Origin of the sequence: Pelagicoccus sp. SDUM812003 (assembly GCF_031127815.1) — a bacterium.
Classification (GTDB): domain Bacteria; phylum Verrucomicrobiota; class Verrucomicrobiia; order Opitutales; family Opitutaceae; genus Pelagicoccus.
Genome location: NZ_JARXHY010000016.1, coordinates 52,003 through 71,280 on the forward strand (window position 1 = coordinate 52,003; position 19,278 = coordinate 71,280).

Here is a 19,278-nt window from a genome sequence, read left to right on the forward strand (position 1 = left end):
GTGGTTCCTGTACTTGGGGTTCAGATACGAAAAGAGTCTAATCGAAATTCTTCACTTCGACGCTCCAGTCAGGGTCGCGAGCCAGCTGGCTGTTCTTTCCGAGAAACATTTTAGACGCGGCCTTCTCGCCCTTGAGCTGCCAATCGAGCCAAGCAAGCGCCACAGGTGAATACTCGCCTCCGTGGGGCTGGGCGTAGGTGCCGCCGTGGCCGACGTCCAAGTTGGTCATGACAATCGGTACGTGCTGCACACGGGCGAAATCGTCCATGGCGTTGTTGTAGGCGATGTCGCTCGGACCGCCCATCAGGTAGAGAACCGGACCGTGAAAGCTCTCCAAGGCGTCCTTCTTCAGATCAGGCATTCCGCGCATGGGAGATGGATCCTTCAGCACGCCACTGTTGCAAACCACCGTAGTCCGGATACGCGGATCGCCGGAAATTTCGATCGCCTGCAAGCCGCCGCAGGACATGCCCATGGACGCCACCAGCTCCGGATCGACTTTGCCGTAAAACACACTGCCTTGGGTTTCGTTTTCTTCGAGAATCCAATCAAGGGCCTCGAGGAGCTGGCTCGATTGCGTCTTCTGGTTGGCGAGATCGTCGCGCAGATCCAGCCGGTCCAGCAAGCCAATCCCCAGTACAAGGTACCCGTGCGAAGCGATCTCGTTAAGAAAGAGCTTATGCTCCTGCGTCGTGTTCACGCAGGCCCCATTTCCCCAAAGCAGGATGGGAAGCCTTTCGGAATCTCCGAAAGCCGACAAGTCCTTCGGCCGGTAGATCGTCATCCCCGGCAAGGACGCGTCCTCCGTAACGATCGCAGGATGCGGGCCACGTCCGCCCTCCTCCAGCACAACCTCTGCAACCGTTTCTCCGGATTCCGACACTCCCGCTAGCTCGTAGGCTTGGGCAATGAATTTTGGATACAGCGGCTCAAGACCGAACATGTTGGTATAAAACAACGTCACCATATCGTTCTCCGGATCGATGGTGTAAGCCGTGCCCAGCATGCCGCCCCAGGCGAATGCGGAGTCCGAAACGGCAGGAGCAGGCTTTTTCTCCTCGTGTATCTCGAACCCAAGTCCGAATTGAAAGCCTTCCTCCGCGCCGCTATTCTCCGGCAAACGATCGATCATGGTCATCAGCTCCACCGTCTCCGGTTTCAGGATACGGTTTCCGTTGAAGATCCCCTTGTTGAGCAACATCTGGCAGAATTTCGCATAGTCCTCGATGGGACCATTCAAGCCAATCGCTCCCTCCGCATAGGTCTGCTGTTCGCTAACCGTGCCTTCGCTGTACATATTGGTGCCGGGCTCCAGCTTTCCGTCCACGGAGCGGTAGGCTTTCACAAAACGATCCAAGGCCTCCGGCTCGTAGTACCAATCCGTATCGTCCATGCCCAAGGGCTCGAGGATTGTCTCCCTCACGTACTCCTGTAGCGATTTTCCGGATATGCGTTCCACAAGGTAGCCCAGCATATTCGAACTCACGTGGTAGTTCCACTTCGAGCCCGGATCGAACCCGAGCGGGTACTTGGCCAGGGCGATCATTTCTTCTTCGAGATACTTCGCTTCCGGATTGCCTCCCCCGCTGTGCTGGCCGCTAGGCACCTTGTCAGGCATCCTACCACCAAAGCCAGCCGGAGCATCGTCGCCCTTGCGTTCTGCCATGCGAATATCTCGCACCTTGCCCGCGCCCAAGCCCGAGGTGTGCGTCATCAGATGCACGAAGGTCATGGGCGTTTTCACTGGCCGCGTCTCGTAGGTCCCATCCTCATGAACCTCCGTCACCACCTCGTCCGGGATCTCGGGAAAGAATTTCGACACGGGATCGTGGATCGAGACAAGCCCTTGCTCCACCAAGGTCATAAACGCCACCGTCGTGACCGCCTTGGTCTGCGACATGAGAACGTAGTAGTCGTCCTCTTCAGCAGGAACCTTGTTTTCCACATCCTTCAAGCCGAAGGCCTTCTTATAAAGCACGTCGCCATCCTTCGCCACGAAGCCCACTACGCTGTTGAGCTTCTGGTCGTCGACAAAGGACTGCAGCAGCGCGTCCGTTTGCTCGATCTCCGCAGCGCTCACACCGAGGGCGGCGAGATCGGGATCGTGGTTAAACTCTTGGGGCGAGCCCGCAAAGGCACTCGCCACGGTTGCGGCAAATACAGCCGAAGCCGTAATGACGGACCTAACGCTTGGATAGCTGCGAATCATCGTTCTCATTTGCATGTAGTCTGTTTTTAGATACTTAAAAGTTTAGGTTAGTCGCCGATTGCTAGGCTGACCGATGCATCCGGCAGGCCGGGACTGCTCACCACGAGTCGCGCTTCGCCGGGTTCGAGCGTGGATTGCAACAAGGCAAGGGCCATTCCATAGTAGAGGGGTCGCTTGTTGCTCTGATAGTTGTCGTGATTCGCGAGATCGCCATTGTCTACGCCAATCAGTTTCGCCGAGCCGGATAGCTCGAAGGTCAGCTGATTGTCGGCAAGCGGAACGAAGACGCCGTTCGCGTCGAGGGCCCGTACAGTGACGTGGGCAACGTCTCGGGCGTCGGCGGCTATCGACGCGCGGTCGATGGTCACCTCCAGTTTGACCGGGTCGCCAGCCGTCCGCACGAATTCCGTCACAACCACGTTTCCGTCGCGGTCGTAGCCGACGGCCTTCAATTCGCCGGGTTCGTAGGGCACGTCCCAAACGAGCTTCATGTCGCCCGTGGTGGGGCGAATCACGGTCTTGGCATAGCTGGCCCAGCCGCCTTCAGTCCCTTGGGCGGGAAACTCGTGCGACTTCGGGCCAAGGCTCCGTCCATTGAGAAACAGTTCAACCACCGCGCAATTCGTGTAGGCCACGACCGGTACGATCTCGCCAACGCGATCCGGCCAATTCCAGTGCGGCAACAGATGCACCATGGGATCGCTGGTCCAGATGCTCTGATAGAAATAGAACTGGTCCTTCTTGAAGCCGCAAGTATCGAGCGGTCCCGGGCTGGCCCCTTTTCGTGGCCAGCGTGCCTCGCCCAGGTAGTCGATTCCCGTCCAGCCGAAGTCGCCGATCACGTAGTCGTTGAGCGAAACGAATCTCCAGATCCGTTCGGCCTGCACCGTATCGTCGAGGTAGAGCGCGGCCTCCGGTCCCTTGCCCGGCAGCACCCGTCTTTCCGCGAACGAAAACCCTCCGCCCAGCAGCGGACCAAAGGTGTATTCGCCGCGAGTGCCGCGAGCGGTCGTACTCTCGGTATGGACGAATTTGCGTTCCGGAAAATCGCGGCGGTCATCGGAATGCAAAAGCTCGCGGCGGTCCCCCCAACGATCGGGGTAGTTGTATCCAACCACGTCGAGCAATTCGGTGAATGCCTCCGGAGCCCGGCCATCACCATTGAAGACATTGTCCAAGCCCGCCGTGACGGGACGCGTAGGATCCTCGCGATGGAAGATTTCTATGAGCTTTCCGAGTACCTCGATTCCGACCTCGGAGCGTTGCTCGCCGATCTCGTTGCCGGCGCTCCACATCACGATGGACGGGTGGTTGCGGTCGCGTCGGACAAAATCAACTACATCGCGTTCGAACCATTCCTCGAAGATGTCGGAGTAGCCAAACTTGATTTGCGGCTTCCGCACCGTCCATTCGTCGAACACTTCGTCCATCACAAGCATCCCTAGCCGGTCGCAAAGTTCGTAGAACTCGGGAGCCATGGGATTGTGACTCGCCCGCACCGCGTTGCAGCCCATCTCCATCAGCAGTCGCAAACGACGCTCGAGTACCGCTTCGGGTACCGCTGTGCCAACTGCCCCTCCATCCTCGTGCAGGCACATGCCGCGGAGCTTGGCCTGCTCGCCGTTGATCAGCAGGCCGCGATCCACGTCGTAGACGAGCTCACGGATGCCAAAGGTCGTTTCCACCGAATCGACCACCACGTCATCGACCCGCAGCTCAGTCCTCGCCCGATAAAGCTCCGGCGTATCCGGAGACCAAAGACGCGGCGTAGGAACGTGCAAAGTCGCGGCCAGTTCAAGCTCCCCTCCCGCAGCGATCTCGGAAGGAGCGGATACCTCCTCCACGTTCTGGGCGAGCGCCTCGCCACGCGAATCCAGAAGCGAAGTATGCAACGTGAAGCGCGTCCCCTCAGGGCGTTCGTTGCGTACGCTCGCCTGCACGTGAACGGTTGCCGCCTCGGCGGAAACCTCAGGAGTAGTCACGTAAACACCGAATGGGGCGACCGCCAGCGGGTCGGTGATGGTCAGCCAAGTATGACGGTAGATGCCAGACCCCGAGTACCAGCGACTATTCGGCTGATCGGAGTTGTCCACCCGGACGGCGATGACATTGGGCGTGGAACCGTAGTTGAGGTGCGGCGTGAGGTCGTAATGAAAGGTCGCGTAGCCGAAGGGCCGCGTGCCGAGCTCGTGCCCATTGATCCAAACCGTGCTGTTCTGGTAGACGCCGTCGAATTGGATGCGGGCCTGCTTTCCGCGAGCCTCTTCCGGCAAGGTAAAGGTCTTGCGATACCAGCCGATGCCCGTGGGAAGATAGCCGCCCGAACCGCCGCTCGGCGCGTCTTTGTCGTACGGACCTTCGATGCTCCAATCGTGCGGCAGGTCCAGAAAACGCCAGCTTTCGTCGTCAAAACCAGGGCTACTGGCCTTCGGCTCGTCGCCGAGGGAGAACCGCCAGCCAAAGTCGAAGGTCTGCCGTTCGCGGGCAGCCGTGGAATCGAGGCTGATTTGGTTAGGGTTAAGCGCAGCTTCGCTGGCGCCAAACGCCGTCGAAGCAAGAACGACACAGCACAGGATAGGCAGGCTCTTCTTCATCATATGGGGTACTTTTCGAGGTTTAGGAAACGTAGTGGGGTATGTTGGCGGGAGTTGAAATTTAGGGGTTGAGGGAAGCTCGCACGCGCCCGAGAGGGAGGCCAAGAGCTGTCACCTTCGAAAGGCCAAAAGGTCCAAGTCCGGTCGGCCTTCCTGGTAAAGTTTCTCGATTTCCTCCGGAGCGAGCGCTCGGCTGAAAAGGCAAAATTCGTCCATCGAACCGCTGAAGTTGCGAATCATAAACGGGTCGTCCTCGGGAAACCCGCGAGCCGACCAATTGCCCAGCTCCGAGGGACCGACGCGGTACGGCGGCTCGATCATCAAAGCTTCGCGATCGACCTCCTGCCCATTCACGAAATGTGAAACACGACGGGAGCGACCATCAATGACAACTGCGAGATGTATCCATCTTCCAATGTCATTTAGTTCGACCACCGGAGGGCTGGCAACGATCTGGTAGTCTCCCGGCTGGTCCCCGACCACGGTCATCCCCAGCACACCGTCGTCGCGAAGCAACCAGTGGATCGACTCTTCCACGAAGCCGTCGCTCATGAAAAGGGAATTCAATTCGCGATCCAATCCCTGCACCCGCACCCAAGCCGAAAGGGTCAGAGAATCGTATTCGCCCGGCACGTCCAGCCGCACCCGATCGTTCACGTTTTGAAACTCGATGGCTTGCTTTCCGGGCCAGCGTCCCCTGCCCCACTGGCACCCAATCACTGACGCCTTTTCCGCCACCGAACTTGACTGGGACAGGTTGGGCAATTCCCAACGCGACGGGCTCGCTTGCTCGAAATCCAGCCGTACCAGCAGCGACTCCTCTTGATTCAGCCGCTCGCCCATCACCTCCCAGTTGTCCCGGCGCAGCGCCAGAGCCGCGGAGGATTCCGCGTGAAAATCATAGAGAGACGCGAACGCGGAGCCGTCGGGCTGTATCCGTTGAACATCCCCTGTCTCCGTCACCAAAATTCCGATACCGCTTTCGACAGATTCCTCGGCAGAAGCGTTCCCTGGACGCACCGCGGCCTGGCCGGAGAACACGTGAACTGCTGTCCCGCTGCCCTCCGCCTCAAAGCCAACGTTTGCCACAGCGGCGTCGACGCTGGCATGCGGTCCATCGATGCGAAATCCGCTCGACTGCGATGGTATGTCAGCAGTGATCTTACCCTTTCGTACGGAAACGTGGTTCGGGGCGAGGAGGTTGATCTCCGCGGGCCCTTCCACGATCAAACGGGCCCCTTTGTAAAAAACGATCTGAGCAAGGCCCGACTCGAGCGTCAGCCACCCCGGCTCCAGAGGATCGCCCGCCACAGGATGCTTTTCTGCATCCGCCCATCGAGCGCGAACCGTACGGTCCAGCATCGCTACCGCTTGGCTGCCGACTTGCGAAACAGGCGCTTGCTCGCGAATCCCGCTTTGCCAGACGCCCAAAGCGGCAAGCGCCAGCAAGGCCGCCACAACTCCCCAAGCCCACCATAGCTGACGCTTCGGCGACGCGTCGGAATCGAGGTCTCCCCTCTCGCGAAACCTTAGCTCCTCGCTTTCGGTCTCCTCTGACGCGAGCTGGTTCGCGGGGACGAACAAGTCCTCATCGGACCCCAGCCGCGAATGCAGTTCGGTCCGCAAGATGTATTCATCGAGCGCTGACGCATCGTTTCGCAACAGCTCATTCAGGGCCCGGCACAGAGCCTCGTCGGCCTCGCCGTGGCAAACCGACGCCACCGCGTCATCAAATTCTGGAGACGGAAATGCGAGCTTCATGTCGCCCCCTCCGTCCGATTCGCGCCCTCGATGCACATTTGCAACGACTGGCGTACGCGCTGCAAGGCCTTATAAGTCGCTTCCACTGTCCGCCCCGACGCTTCCGCCAAGGCCTCGATAGTTTGGCGCTTGTAGTAATAGCCTTCCACCAAGGACCGCTTGTCCTCGGGAAGCTTTTCCAAACAGCCCTCCAACCGGCTCAAGCGACGCTCCAACTGCGGCTTCAGCTCCTCACGTCGGGCCACGATTTCCTCGGCCAGGCCATTCTCTAGCAACGCCTGCCAGCGCTTGCGTCGCTCCGTCCACTGACGGGCTTTATTGAGGGCGAAACGACAGGCCCACGGGGTGAACGGTCGGGTCGAGTCGTAGGAATCGAACTTCTCCCAAAGGGCGATGGCCGTCTGCTGGACGATATCCTCCGCGTCGGAAGCATTGGGCACTAGGGCCGCCACGTAGCGGAAGATTTCCCTCTCGCTTCGCAGAAAAAGCGAAAGGAATCGCTGCCGCTCCAACGCGTCGTCGCCCTGCTTTCCAGATTCAACCATTCATATCTACTTCCGACCGCTCCCAGTTTTTGGACAAGTTTTCTTCAAAAAAAAGCGTTCGCCCCGGAATGGAGCATCGTTCATTCGGCGAAAAGCAGCTCGGCCTTCGCCTCTGGATAGCCTTCCGCTTTCACCGTGAGCGTCGCTCGTCCGGCCTCACCGGGTTTGCTCCGCAGCACCGCGACCGCTTGTCCGTAGAACAAGGGATGGGTCTCGTCCGTGAGGGCGTCGAAGCCGATCGAGTTTCCGTTGGCGACCCCCATGAAGGTGGCAGCCCCTTCGGTCTCGAAACTAAGCTCGTCCATGGCCCAAGGACACAGGCGGCCCTCGTCGTCGAGCAGCTTGATCGCCACGTAGCAGAGATCCATACCATCCGCCTTCATGACCCTTCGGTCGGGCGTGAGCTCCAGCGTTGCCGGGGGCCCTGCCGTCTGGACCACGTCCTCGCCAATCCGCTGTCCGTCACGATAGGCCACGACCTTCAGTTCGCCAGGCTCGTAGGGAATATCGAAAAAGCGGATACGATAGGCGTCGACAACGTCGTAGTAGGGATTTCGGTTGGCCGTCTCCTTATCCAAAACCTCAAGCTCCCGCACGCTCGCCCAGCGGTTTCCTTCGATCTCGTTCACCTCCAGCTTCACGAAGCGGGCGTCAACCCAATCGAACTCGATAGTAGTGAGCTCGCCGATACGGCTCTCCTCGCCGCCCACTGGGGTCCAGTTTTCATCATCGCTCGAGATCAAGACCGCGTAGTCGTAGATCTCCGCTGCGCTCTCCCACTGGATACGGATCTGCTTAAAGGAACGCTCTTCTCCCAGGTCTACCTTCAGAAACTGCGGCGTGGTCCCATCCGCAGCGGCCCAGCGCGTGTTCGGATTTCCGTCGAAGGCCTTGTCGGTGGTATTGTCCGTCAACACGTTTCCACCTTGGTCCTGCACCACCTGCGAGCTGCTAGCGTAACTGGTTTTCTGATACGCGATATTCGCGGTCTGCATCTGATCGGGGTCGACCTTCGACTTCCGCCCGATGCTTCGGCCATTGAGAAACAGCTCCGCCTCGTCGCCATCGGTATAGATGATGGCCGGCACCTGATCGCCCTCCGACCAGTTCCAGTGCGGGGAAAGGCGCACCGTGCGTTCCGCCTTGTTCCACTGGCTGCGGTAGAGGTAGAAAGTGTCCTTCGGCAGTCCCGCCAGATCGACGATGCCAAAATAGCTGCTGCGAGCCTCGAGTTTCAGCTCTGGCGGCGAATTCACGCCACGAGCGGGCGTCGGTTCGCCGAGGTAGTCGAACCCGGTCCAAACGAAGTCGCCATTGAGAAAACGGTGCTTGCGCATGCGCTCGAATTCATGCTCCGGGATGTCTCCCCAAGGAGCAGCGGTCAGGATGAAGCCGTTCTGAAATCCGTCGTCGCCGAAATCGATCTTCGACTCGGGCAGATCCAGCTCGTAGTGGCCGCGGGTGCCGAAGGCCGATGCGGTTTCGCTGTAGATGATCGGCTTCTCGGGGTAGTTCTTGCGGAAGTTCATGTAGCGCTGGGAGTAGTTCCAACCAGAGCTGTCGAGCGCCTCGAAGATTCCCCACTCGCGTCGGGCTCCGCTCGCCACGTGACAGCCCATGGTGGTGGGACGGGTGTTGTCGTACTTTTCGAAATACGAGACCATCTTGGCCACGTGCTCCGCCGACTTCCCATCGCGGTTGGTCAGCACTGCGCCATCCTCGTTGGCCACCGACCAAAGCATCACCGACGGATGGTTGCGATCGCGTCGCACGAAGTTGCGCACCTCGCGTTCCGCGTACTCGTTGACGAAGGTCGCCGTATCCACATCCACCCCGCCGGTACGATCCCACTTGTCGTAGAGCTCGTTGAAGACGACGATTCCCAAACGGTCGCACAGCTCCAAAACTTCCGGCGCTTCCGGATTGTGCGAAGTGCGCAGGGCGTTGACGCCCATGTCCCGCAGGATCTCGAACTTGCGCTCCACCGCTCGCGGAAAAAACGCCGCTCCCAGCATGCCATGCGTGTGGTGCTCGTTCACCCCCTGCAAGTCCACGCGTCGCCCGTTAAGGTGAAACCCGTCGTCGGCCGTCCATTCGTAAGTGCGGATGCCAAAATTCGTATCCAAGTTGTCTGACATTCCTGCATCGGCGAGTATAGCGGTCTTCGCCGTGTAAAGGTACGGGTGCTCCACGTCCCAGCGCTTGACCGCATCGAGCTCGAATTGGAGAGTTGCTTTGATTCCAGCGACCGGCACCTCTACCGCTCGGGTTTCCGCTCGCACTACCTCGCCCAGCGGGTCCAAGATTTCCACCACGACCTCAGCGGATTGAGCCTTTCCGGTTTCGTTCGCCAACTCCACGTCAACCTGCACCGACGCTTCATCGCCCTCGACTCGGGGCGTCGTGACCGCGACTCCCCAGTAGGGAATGTGCACCGGATCGACCAGACGCATCGAGACCTTGCGATAGATGCCTGCCCCCGGATACCAGCGCGAGTGGTGAGCTTGGGTATCCACATGCACCGCCAGCACGTTTTCGCCGCCGAAGTTCGCCGCATCGGTCGCATCGATATGGAAGGAGTTGTATCCATAGATCCATGATCCGACTGCCTCGCCATTGAGGTAGACCGTCGGGTTGGCCATCACGCCGTCGAAGAGAAACTGCAACCGCTTCCCGCGGGCGTCGGCGGGCAGCTTGAAAGTCTTGCGGTACCAGCCCTCGCCCTTCCATTCCAGCTTTGCGGTATTCGGATCGCCCTCCGGATCGAAATTCTTGTGGATCGCCCAATCGTGCGGCAAGTCGACCGCTTCCCAGGTCGAATCGTCGAAGCCCGGCTGCATCGCCTTGGCGTTTTCCCCTTCCGCGAAGCGCCACCCGAAATTGATGGGATCCGGCTCGGCGGAGGGAAACGCGGCTCTCGACAGCGTTGCCAGGATTGAAACGAAACAGCCAGCTAAGCTGGCGCGAAAGAGGGATCGACGCGTCTTTGTCATTTTCAGAAAAAATTCTTGATAGGGTTTGGATCACTGGCACAGCCCTGTCGGCACACTGGCCTGCCGTTGACTGGGCAGGGCAGCAAGATGGCAATTAGGGACGGATCGCATCAAGCTGTTACGGTTCCGTAATTAATCAAACAGTTTGATTAACTTCCAAAATTTTGCTGACTCCCTTTCCTTCAGGTTCATCGTAACTGTAGCTCATCGAGCCCACCCCGGTCACATCACCCTTTTAAACCCTATGCGAAGTTCACTGTTGTTCACACTCACCCTCGGCCTCGCCGCCTTCGGTTCCGCCGAGCCTATCAATACCGCTCAGCAAATCCTCACCCGTCCCGACTCGGTCAAGGAGATCATGCTCCGCGTCGCCGACTACCAGGAGCGCGACTTCGGCGGTCAAATTCGCACCGACTGGAAAGCGGGCACCTACTACTCCGGCCTCTACGCCGCGTATCAGGCCACGGGTGACGAAGACTTTCGCCGCCAAGCCATCGCCTGGTGCGAAAACGCGGACTGGGAGCTCTCGGAAAACCACTTCTTCGCCGACGACATCTGCGCTGCCCAAACTTTCCTCGACGTCTACCTCGACGAGAAGGATCCCGAAATGATCGCCGACACCGTGGCGGCGCTCGAGCCCTACTTCACCCAGGAGACCATTCGCCGCGAGCAGCTCGGCCACGCTGTCTGGCGCGACGAAAGCCGCCCCTTCACCGGTCGAAACGTCTGGTGGTGGTGCGACTCCCTCTACATGGCCCCGCCAGTGCTCACCCGTCTGTATTCAGCGACCGGAGACCAGCGCTACCTCGACCTGCTGAACGATTTCTATTGGGATACGGTCGACTTCCTCTACAAGGAAGACGACGGCCTCTTCGCTCGCGACGAAACCTACTTCGATAAGAAGACGCCCAACGGCAATCCCGTCTACTGGTCCCGCGGAAACGGTTGGGTCTACGCGGGCTTGATCCGCCTTCTCGACCACTTGCCCGAAGACGATCCCCACCGCCAGGACTACATCGACCTCTTCGTCGAAATGACCCGCGCCCTCGTCGACCTGCAGCAGGAAGACGGCCTCTGGCGCCCTGCCCTCAACGATCCGGACTGGAAACCGTCGAAGGAAAGCAGCGGCACCTCCTTCTTCACCTACGGCCTGCTCGGCGGCATCAACCGCGGCTTCCTCGACAAGCAAGCCTACCTGCCCGTAGCGCTCAAAGCCTGGGAAGGCCTCGTCGGTTGCATCAACACCGACGGCCGCCTCGGCTACGCCCAGCTCGTCGCCGGGGGCCCTGCCCACGTTCGCCCCAGCGATTCCATCGACTACGCCCACGGCGCCTTCCTGCTGGCCGCTAGCGAACTCTACAAGATGGACCTGGACAACCAAGACTTCGCGGCGCTGGAAGATCCCTACGAAATCAAGACGCTCGCCCGCGACGGCGTCTGGACCTGGTTCAACGACGAACGCGTGCTCTACGACGGAGCCGGCCTCTACATCGGTTCCATCGACTCGGAAGGCGTCAGCCGAATCGACTACTACAGCACCATTCTCACCCAAAGCCCCTTCGCCTACCAGCCCATGCCCCTGAGTAGCTGGAAGAGCAAGGACGACCACAACAACCCCGCCATCATCGAGCTCGAAACCGGCGACCTGCTCGCCGCCTACTCCAAGCACCACCTCGAGCCCGTGTGGTACACCCGCCACGGCAAAAAGAAAGGGCCCGACAATTGGCGCACCGTGGAATGGTCCGAGGAACAAGCCATCGAAGCCCCCGCCTACACGACCTACAACAACCTCGTGCAGCTCTCGGAAGAGAACGGACGCGTCTTCAACTTCATGCGGGTAATCGGCTGGAACCCGACCCTAGTGCTTTCCGAAGACAACGGAAAAACGTGGAGCGAACCTATCGAGCTCGTGCGCTCGGGCAACGACCGGACCCGCCCCTACGTCAAGTACAGCAACAACGGCCAAGACCGCATCGACCTCATCTTCACCGACGCCCACCCGCGCAAGGACCACGAAAACAACGTCTACCACATGTACTACCAGGACGGCGCCTTCCACAAGAGCGACGGCAGCCTCATCCGCACCTTGGAAGACATAAAAGAGCAGCCGCTGGTCCCCTCCGAAGCCACCCTCATCTACGACGGCACCGAAGCCGGTCGCGGCTGGGTATGGGATCTTGAATACGACGAGAATGGACACCCAGTCGTCGCCTTCATAAACTCCGTGGATAACGAAATCGGCAACGACCTGCGCTACCGCATCGCCCGCTGGGACGACGCATCCAAAAAGTGGACACAACGCCAAATCGCCTACGCCGGCACCCACCTCTACGACCGCGAGGAACACTACGCCGGCGGCATCGCCATCGACCCGCAGAACACCGACCAAATCTATCTCTCCACCGACGTCGACCCCGCCACCGGAAAGCCCAACGCCACCGGCCGCTACCAGATGTTCCGGGGAACCTACCAAGACGGCTCTTGGACCTTCCAGCAGCTCACTCACGACGCCCAGGTCGATAACATCCGTCCCATCGTCCCGCGCGATCACGACTTCGACAAAATCGCCCTCTGGGTGCGCGGGCGCTACACCACCTACGAAGACTACGACACCGCCATCGTCGGCATCCTCGAAAAGTCCGACAGCGACTAGGAACCTATCCACCACAGGAGGCCGCAACGACCCAGCCGCAAGCGGCAGGTTATCGGCCTCGAAACGAACAATCCAAGCGTTGCTTCCTCCTACTGGGAGAAGCGCGCTTGGAAAAAACGCGCCTTCCCGGACCACTTTGGAAACTCGAATTCGTAGACATTGCTCTCCGAGGCCACGTATTGCACGAACTCCCACCGCCTAAGATCGGAGCTGCCCCAAACCTCGAAGACAAGAGGAGTCACCCCCGCCCAAACCATGCGATCAACGGCGGTTTCTATGACATCGATGGTATCGATGACAACGCCAGTGCGAAACCATAGATCCGATGCCTGCGACTCCCTTCCGCCCAAAAACAAGCTGCCTCTTTCGTAGGGAGAAAAAAGTTCGCCGTAGTTCCGGGCCGCTGCGGGCTCGCCTTCCAGATGAATCAGCTCGACCAAATAGCGCTGGTCCAATTCAGTCTGAATCCGTTTTCTGAATACGAATCGCAAAACGCCGTCGTAGCCGCTAGGGACGCGGACGGGAGCGCTCTCGCCCAAAATCTCGCCCTGTAGATCGTCAAACCGCAGGACCACTTTGACAAGACTCCCCTCTTCGCTTTCCCAGTTCCCGATGTCCAGCAACCAAAGGTCCACGAAATCCACCGCTCCGAAGCCGGGCCGAAAGCTTTGTCCAAACGGTTCGTAGATCTCGATGTTGTGAAACAGCTCGTACACGTCCGAATCCGCGTGCAGCTGATCGTAGACGACCGGCGCGATCGGTTCCGCTGAAACGGAAGACGTCGCGACGATCGTGAAAACGTAGATGCCCCAGAACCGCGCTTTCATCGCCAAGAGCACGAGTGGCTACGCGAGGGCGATACCATTGGATCTGCACAGAGAACCAACTGCGTCCGGATCCATTTTTCCACTACGAAACGTCGCATCCGCTTCCCTGAAGAATCGGGCATGGGCGGCGGGCGACGATATCGTCAAGAATCTGACCGTTTCCTCAGTATCGTTGCGAAAGCCATGCACCCGTCCAGCCGGAACCTTTACGGCGTCCCCCTGCGACGCCGAGAGCCAATCCACTCCATCGAAAAAGGATACCGTCCCTTCGATCACGTAGAAAAGCTCGATCTGATCGTGGGTGTGCGGAGGAGCACCCTCGCCCGGTTCGCACACGCACAAGCCGACCACTCCTTGCCCATCGGTATCCCTTTCATCGAGGAGAACCTGGACCCCAACTCCAAGCACGTTCAACAAAGGGACTTCGTCCCTGCGCGTAACCAAAATTGCGTCTTTCATAAGCCGATCGATTTCATCGCCCGCTCCACGCGAGCAGGCCCATTTAGTAAGTTTTCCTGTCTTTTATCGACAGAACTTCTGTCTATGTCAAGACTGCTCGCTCATGTCCGAAAAAGAAACCTACACCAAGCGATCGAGCTCTTTGGGCTACAGTCTAAGATCTCCGTATCAAAAGCTCTCCAAGGCGATTTACGGGTCCTTGGCCGATCGCGGTTTCGGGGACATTCGCCCCTCGCACAGCGCCGTATTCCGCAATATCGGTCCTGAGGGCAACCGAGTCACAGAGATGGCGGAAATGGCCGATATGACCAAGCAGAGCATGGGCTATCTGGTCGACACGCTCCAGAAGGCGGGGTACGTGCGTTTGAAGCCTGACCCGGAAGATGGGCGAGCGAAGCTGGTACTGCTGACCGCCAAGGGTAACCGTGTGCTCAATGCCTTGTTGGATTCGTCCAACTCCTTCGAAGCCGCCCTAAGCAAGACGCATGGCCCGGAATTCGTTCGCGACCTCCGGCAGAAACTGCGCCTGCTCGACGAGTTTCTGGCACAAAGCTCCGAGGAATGACCGCCGCGGCGCTACAGCGTTTTCGCCAGCATCCAAATCGCCATGGCCATCATCAGCAGGTTTTCGCTGAGCGATATGAAGCCCAGCGGCACGCTGCTTCCCCCGCCCACGCAGGCGCAATTCAGATCGCGCTTCTTCACGTAGACAGCGTTGATGATGGAGACTGCCCCGATGGAGCTTGCGATCAAGACAATGGGCGCGACCACCAAAGTGGCGATAGAAGCGATCATGAGCGCCCCTCCTGCGGCCTCGATAAACGCGTAGACGTAGGCGTAGGGCACGTAGTGGCGAGCTACTAGATCGTACTGCACGAAACCGGTCGCGTACGACTTCAAATCCTGCAGCTTCAAAATACCGAGCACGCACATGCTGAACGCGATGAAGAGCTCTGCCACTCGGATCAAGGACAACTCGCCTAAGCTTGCCCAAGTGGTGGTCACCGCCATGGCGGCTGCCACTCCAAAAACCGCAATCACCGGCTGATAGGTCTTGCCCTCCTTGGGATCCGGCCCCTTGCCGAGTTCCTCGCGCAAATCGTCATAGGTTCCTAGTCGCTCCCCGTCCACGAAGATTTGAGGCGTCTCGTCGAAGCCGTTCTCTTTCTTGTAGGTCTCGTTCTCCTCCATCGTTTCGAGGTGGCGATCTTCCACTTCGTAACCGTTTCGATTGAGCAGGTCCTTGGCTTTGATGCCCCAGGGGCACAGATGATCCTCCGTCACCATTCGGTAGATTGTCGCATGCTTGCTCATATTTCCTTCTCCTTCTATTCCAATTTTCGTAGTGGGTTTCCCAATACTTGTCGTTTCCTGTACGAAACGCCTGCGGCGACCCGTCGACATTTTCGATTAGATGACATGGTGCATGAGCAGCGCCACAACCATCCAGGCGGAATAAGCGCTGAATTGGCATGCAATGCGCAAGCTTCTCCTTTCATTGCGTTTCAATCTGCACTGCACGTCGGTCGAAATCTCACCTGCGATATGATGGCGCAATCGATGCGACCTATTCGGAAGAACGAGAAAGGAGTGCAAATCGATGGCTTTGATAGTAGAACCGATCTATGCGGAAGGAATCGCTCAACTGTCCTATCTGGTAGGCGACGACACCGAGGGCGTAGCGGCGGTGATCGATCCGAGACCGGATTGCGACGCGTACCTTCGAGTCGCTAAGGATCGCGGGCTGAAGATCGCCGCGATCTACGAAACGCATATTCACGCCGATTTCATGAGCGGCTCGCTGGCCCTGCAGCAGCGCCTCGGAGGCAAGACGCCCATTCGCGTCAGTTCGGAGGGCGATGCGGACTACGACTTCAAGCACGAAAAAGTGTCGGATGGCAGCGAAGACCGCTTCGGCGAACTGCGGTTGGTGGCTCGCCACACGCCAGGACACACTCCCGAGCACTTGACCTATCTTGCGTATCATGGATCCAATGACACCGCGTTCGCCCTTTTCTCAGGGGACACCCTTTTCGTAAACTCGGTGGGCCGCCCTGATCTGCTCGGAGATGACGAAACGCAAAAACTTGCGGGACAGCTTTTCGAAAGCATCCATGGATTCTACGCCGACTTGGATGACGGAATCATGGTCTATCCCGGTCATGGAGCGGGTTCGGCCTGCGGTCCGGACATTGGCGATCGCATGTTCTCCACCGTCGGCTACGAGCGAAAAAACAACCCGTATTTCGCTGTCGCTGACAAAGACGCATTCATCGAGAAAACGTTGAAAGCCGCTCCCGAGGAGCCAAGTCACTACCGACCGCTCAAGATGCTCAACCGTAGCGTCAAGAATTCACGAACGTACACCAACACTCCGCAAGCGATGGACGCATCCACTCTAGAAAACTGGATACGTGAGAAGGAGGCGACTGTCCTCGATACGCGATCGTCCATATCCTTTTCCAGCGCCCACATTCCCGACTCGCTAAACATCGAAGCGAAAGGCGAGCTTTCCGTCTGGTCCGGCTGGACACTGAATTTCGACGAGCCGTTGATTCTGGTCTTGGAAAAGGATTCGGACCTGGAAAAGGTCCGCGCGCTGCTCTGGAGAACCGGGCACCACAACGTGGTGGGCTACCTTGTAGGCGGCATCATGAATTGGATAATGGAAGGCAAGCCGATCAGCTCTATCAAGACCTACAGCGTCGAGCAGCTCCATCGGGAACGCGACGCCCTGCAAGTCCTCGATGTGCGCTCCGCCAGCGAGCGAGAAAACGGCTTCATCCCCGGGTCGAAGCACCTCTTCCTTCCGGAGATCGCTGAAAACGCCTTGGACCGTCTCGATCCCAATCGCCCCGTCGTCACCTACTGCGCCAGCGGTTTTCGGGCTAGCATCGCGGCCAGCGTTCTGAAACGCGTCGGCGTCACACGGGTCGGTACGCTCCCCGGAAGCTGGATCGCTTGGAAACAGGCCGACATGCCCATTGAAACGGACGAAGAGGAACTGCAGCCGGCATGATTCGGGGGCGTTCGCGTTCGCTGCCATTTATCTGATATCGACCTAGAATTCCCACACCATCGGTATCACGATCATCGATACAACGAAACCGATCACGTTGATCCAGATACCGATTCTAAAGAAATCGACAAAGCGATACCCGCCTACGCTGTAAACGTAGGTGTTTGTCTGATACCCGATCGGCGTGGCGAAGCTCGCCGAGGCGGCGATAGAGATCGCGACCAGAAAAGGTTTGGCGTCCACGCCTATGGACTCGGTCAAGCCCAGGGATAAGGAAACGAGCAGAACGGCGGCGGCGTTGTTAGACAGGATCTCGGTCAACAACGTCGTCATGAGATACACTGCGACCAGAAGAGCAAAAGGTTGCCAGCTTTCCGATACGAGGCCTGAGACCACGGAAACCATGCCATCCGCCAAAAGCTGACTGGTTCCGGTGCTCTCCATCGCCGCCCCTACGCCCAGCATGGAAAAGATGAGAAACAGTATCGGCCAGTGAATGGAGTCGTAGGCTCCCTTCAGGGTGATGCAGCCAGTGAGGAAGAGAACGACGCAACCGATGATTCCGGCGGGCGCGATCGGCATCAGCCCCATCGAAGAGGAAGCGATGACTCCTGCAATGACCGCGATGATGATCGGCAGCTTCCTTCTCCGAGCGGGCATCACCACGGACGGTTTGTCCAGGACGATGATGTCATCGAGTTCGCCGAGTTCGTCGATGGCCTCCGCCGTTCCCAGCAATAGCAAGGTATCGCCCTGTTCCAAGGTCACGCTTTCCAAGTCGCTGCGAATGCTGCGCTCGCGCCGATTCAGCCCCAGCGGCACAAGTCCCAGCCGCTCCAGCGATTCCACCCGGTCGAGCGTCTTGCCGATCATTTTCGAGTCCGGACTGATGATTCCTTCCACGATCACCCCCTGCGATTGCGTGATCCCTTCCAGACCATCGCCCAACGAACCACGCAAGTCGATGCCCTCCTCCTCTTGGGTCGAGGGAACGTCCTGCGGGGACACCGCGAGCAGGAGACGGTCGCCCGACTTGAGCTCGACCTGAGACAGGGCTCGTCTCATGGGAACGCCATGTCGGTGAATTTCCAATACACGCCCGTGCTCCATTTCCGCCAAGGTCGACTCTGATACCTTCACCCCGACCAGCGGAGAGCCCGATTGAACGAAAGCTTCGACGATGTACTCGCGGGGATTCTCGTCCGCGTAGGAATCGGTCAGCAGGTCGTGATCCGGCAGGAGTTTCGGGGCGGCCAGCGCGAGATAGAGCATGCCCGCCATCAATAGCGGCAGGCCGACCCAGGCGAGTTCGAACATGCCAAACGGCTCCCTGCCCGCTTCCCTGGCCATGGAGCTGACCAGCAAATTGGTGCTGGTGCCCACCAAGGTGCACGTGCCGCCGAAGATCGATGCGTAGGAAAGCGGAATAAGCAGCTTGGAGGCGCTTAACTCCATGCGGCGGGCCAGGCTGATCACGATCGGGAGGAAGACGACTACCACCGCGGTGTTGTTGATGAAGGCGGAGATCGCCGCCACACTGATGGTCAGTATCGGTAGCAGCGCTACAATAGGCAATTTGGGCAGGCGTTGCAACGAGGACGCCGCCATCCGAATCGCCCCGCATTTCTCCAAAGTGGCGCTGATGATGAACATTGCCGCGATGGCGATCGGCCCCTGATTGGAAAAGACCGCCAAAGCATCCTGCGGCGAAAGCATTCCCAGCAAAAGGACCAAGGCGAAACCCGTCATGCCGGTCAACTCGGTTGGAATCCGCTCGCTCACGAACGACACCGTCATGGCCACGAGCAGCGCTAGCATCACTATGATTTCCCAACTCATTCAGTTTCAGTTCTCACGCTTCCGCCCACCACATTCCGGCTGACGACATCGAACCTCCACGCATGCCTTCCAGCTTGAACAGTCCATCAGCTGGCGCTGCCCGCGGGGCCGCGCCTGACGCGATCCGCGGAGGAACGAACCACGAGATGCTCCCCACTCCCGCACGATACGCGCCATCGAGCATGGCGCAAACGCCCTCTCGATTCAGTGCAAGCAGCTGAGAAACCCGCCATCCGAGACCGACCGTCGGGCTATGCAATGCGCAAAGGTCCCTCTGCGAAATACAACGAAGCGACTACCCATAGACCCTGTATCAGAATCGGAATGACAAGCTTCGGACCCGACTGACTGCGGGGACACGGAAAAAAGGTCGGCTCTC

General features: G+C 58.9%; 12 protein-coding genes. 3 read left to right on the top strand and 9 right to left on the bottom strand.

Translation table 11 applies throughout. The features are described from left to right. Window positions 1–37 precede the first annotated feature (37 nt). The 5 genes from QEH54_RS18585 to QEH54_RS18605 all read right to left on the bottom strand — a co-directional run bounded on the left by QEH54_RS18585 (window position 38) and on the right by QEH54_RS18605 (window position 10,102). Window positions 38–2,218, bottom strand: coding sequence for a serine hydrolase (locus tag QEH54_RS18585; RefSeq protein WP_309020209.1), 2,181 nt, complete (start codon window positions 2,216–2,218; stop codon window positions 38–40). Window positions 2,219–2,256: 38 nt separating this feature from the next. Continuing rightward, window positions 2,257–4,806: a glycoside hydrolase family 2 TIM barrel-domain containing protein gene (locus QEH54_RS18590; protein WP_309020210.1), complete on the bottom strand. Its 2,550-nt coding sequence runs from the start codon at window positions 4,804–4,806 to the stop codon at window positions 2,257–2,259. A gap of 108 nt (window positions 4,807–4,914) precedes the next feature. Next, on the bottom strand, window positions 4,915–6,564 hold the full coding sequence (locus QEH54_RS18595; RefSeq protein ID WP_309020211.1) for a LamG domain-containing protein: 1,650 nt from the start codon (window positions 6,562–6,564) through the stop codon (window positions 4,915–4,917). Continuing rightward, window positions 6,561–7,109: a sigma-70 family RNA polymerase sigma factor gene (locus QEH54_RS18600; RefSeq protein ID WP_309020212.1), complete on the bottom strand. Its 549-nt coding sequence runs from the start codon at window positions 7,107–7,109 to the stop codon at window positions 6,561–6,563. The genes QEH54_RS18595 and QEH54_RS18600 overlap by 4 nt, the downstream gene beginning before the upstream one ends. 80 nt (window positions 7,110–7,189) lie before the next feature. Next, the gene (locus QEH54_RS18605; protein ID WP_309020213.1) at window positions 7,190–10,102 is read right to left on the bottom strand and encodes a glycoside hydrolase family 2 TIM barrel-domain containing protein; all 2,913 of its coding nucleotides are present in this window, start codon (window positions 10,100–10,102) and stop codon (window positions 7,190–7,192) included. Between the two features lie 244 nt (window positions 10,103–10,346). On the opposite strand from QEH54_RS18605, the gene QEH54_RS18610 reads away from it, so the two are divergent. Next, on the top strand, window positions 10,347–12,755 hold the full coding sequence (locus QEH54_RS18610) for a glycoside hydrolase family 88 protein (RefSeq protein ID WP_309020214.1): 2,409 nt from the start codon (window positions 10,347–10,349) through the stop codon (window positions 12,753–12,755). 89 nt (window positions 12,756–12,844) lie between these two features. Here QEH54_RS18610 and QEH54_RS18615 read toward each other — a convergent pair whose 3' ends face one another. After that, the gene (locus QEH54_RS18615; protein ID WP_309020215.1) at window positions 12,845–13,582 is read right to left on the bottom strand and encodes a hypothetical protein; all 738 of its coding nucleotides are present in this window, start codon (window positions 13,580–13,582) and stop codon (window positions 12,845–12,847) included. 18 nt (window positions 13,583–13,600) lie between these two features. Next, window positions 13,601–14,041, bottom strand: coding sequence for a cupin domain-containing protein (locus QEH54_RS18620; protein WP_309020216.1), 441 nt, complete (start codon window positions 14,039–14,041; stop codon window positions 13,601–13,603). 103 nt (window positions 14,042–14,144) lie between these two features. On the opposite strand from QEH54_RS18620, the gene QEH54_RS18625 reads away from it, so the two are divergent. Beyond that, a complete protein-coding gene (locus QEH54_RS18625) occupies window positions 14,145–14,606 on the top strand; it encodes a MarR family transcriptional regulator (protein WP_309020217.1) in 462 nt (153 codons plus the stop codon). An 11-nt stretch (window positions 14,607–14,617) separates the two neighbouring features. Here QEH54_RS18625 and QEH54_RS18630 read toward each other — a convergent pair whose 3' ends face one another. Then, window positions 14,618–15,355 carry a glutaredoxin gene (locus QEH54_RS18630; RefSeq protein ID WP_309020218.1) on the bottom strand — a complete coding sequence of 246 codons (738 nt, stop codon included), beginning with the start codon at window positions 15,353–15,355 and terminating at the stop codon, window positions 14,618–14,620. Between the two features lie 286 nt (window positions 15,356–15,641). On the opposite strand from QEH54_RS18630, the gene QEH54_RS18635 reads away from it, so the two are divergent. Continuing rightward, the gene (locus QEH54_RS18635; protein ID WP_309020219.1) at window positions 15,642–17,060 is read left to right on the top strand and encodes an MBL fold metallo-hydrolase; all 1,419 of its coding nucleotides are present in this window, start codon (window positions 15,642–15,644) and stop codon (window positions 17,058–17,060) included. Window positions 17,061–17,102: 42 nt separating this feature from the next. Here QEH54_RS18635 and QEH54_RS18640 read toward each other — a convergent pair whose 3' ends face one another. Next, window positions 17,103–18,899: an SLC13 family permease gene (locus QEH54_RS18640; protein ID WP_309020220.1), complete on the bottom strand. Its 1,797-nt coding sequence runs from the start codon at window positions 18,897–18,899 to the stop codon at window positions 17,103–17,105. Window positions 18,900–19,278 lie beyond the last annotated feature (379 nt).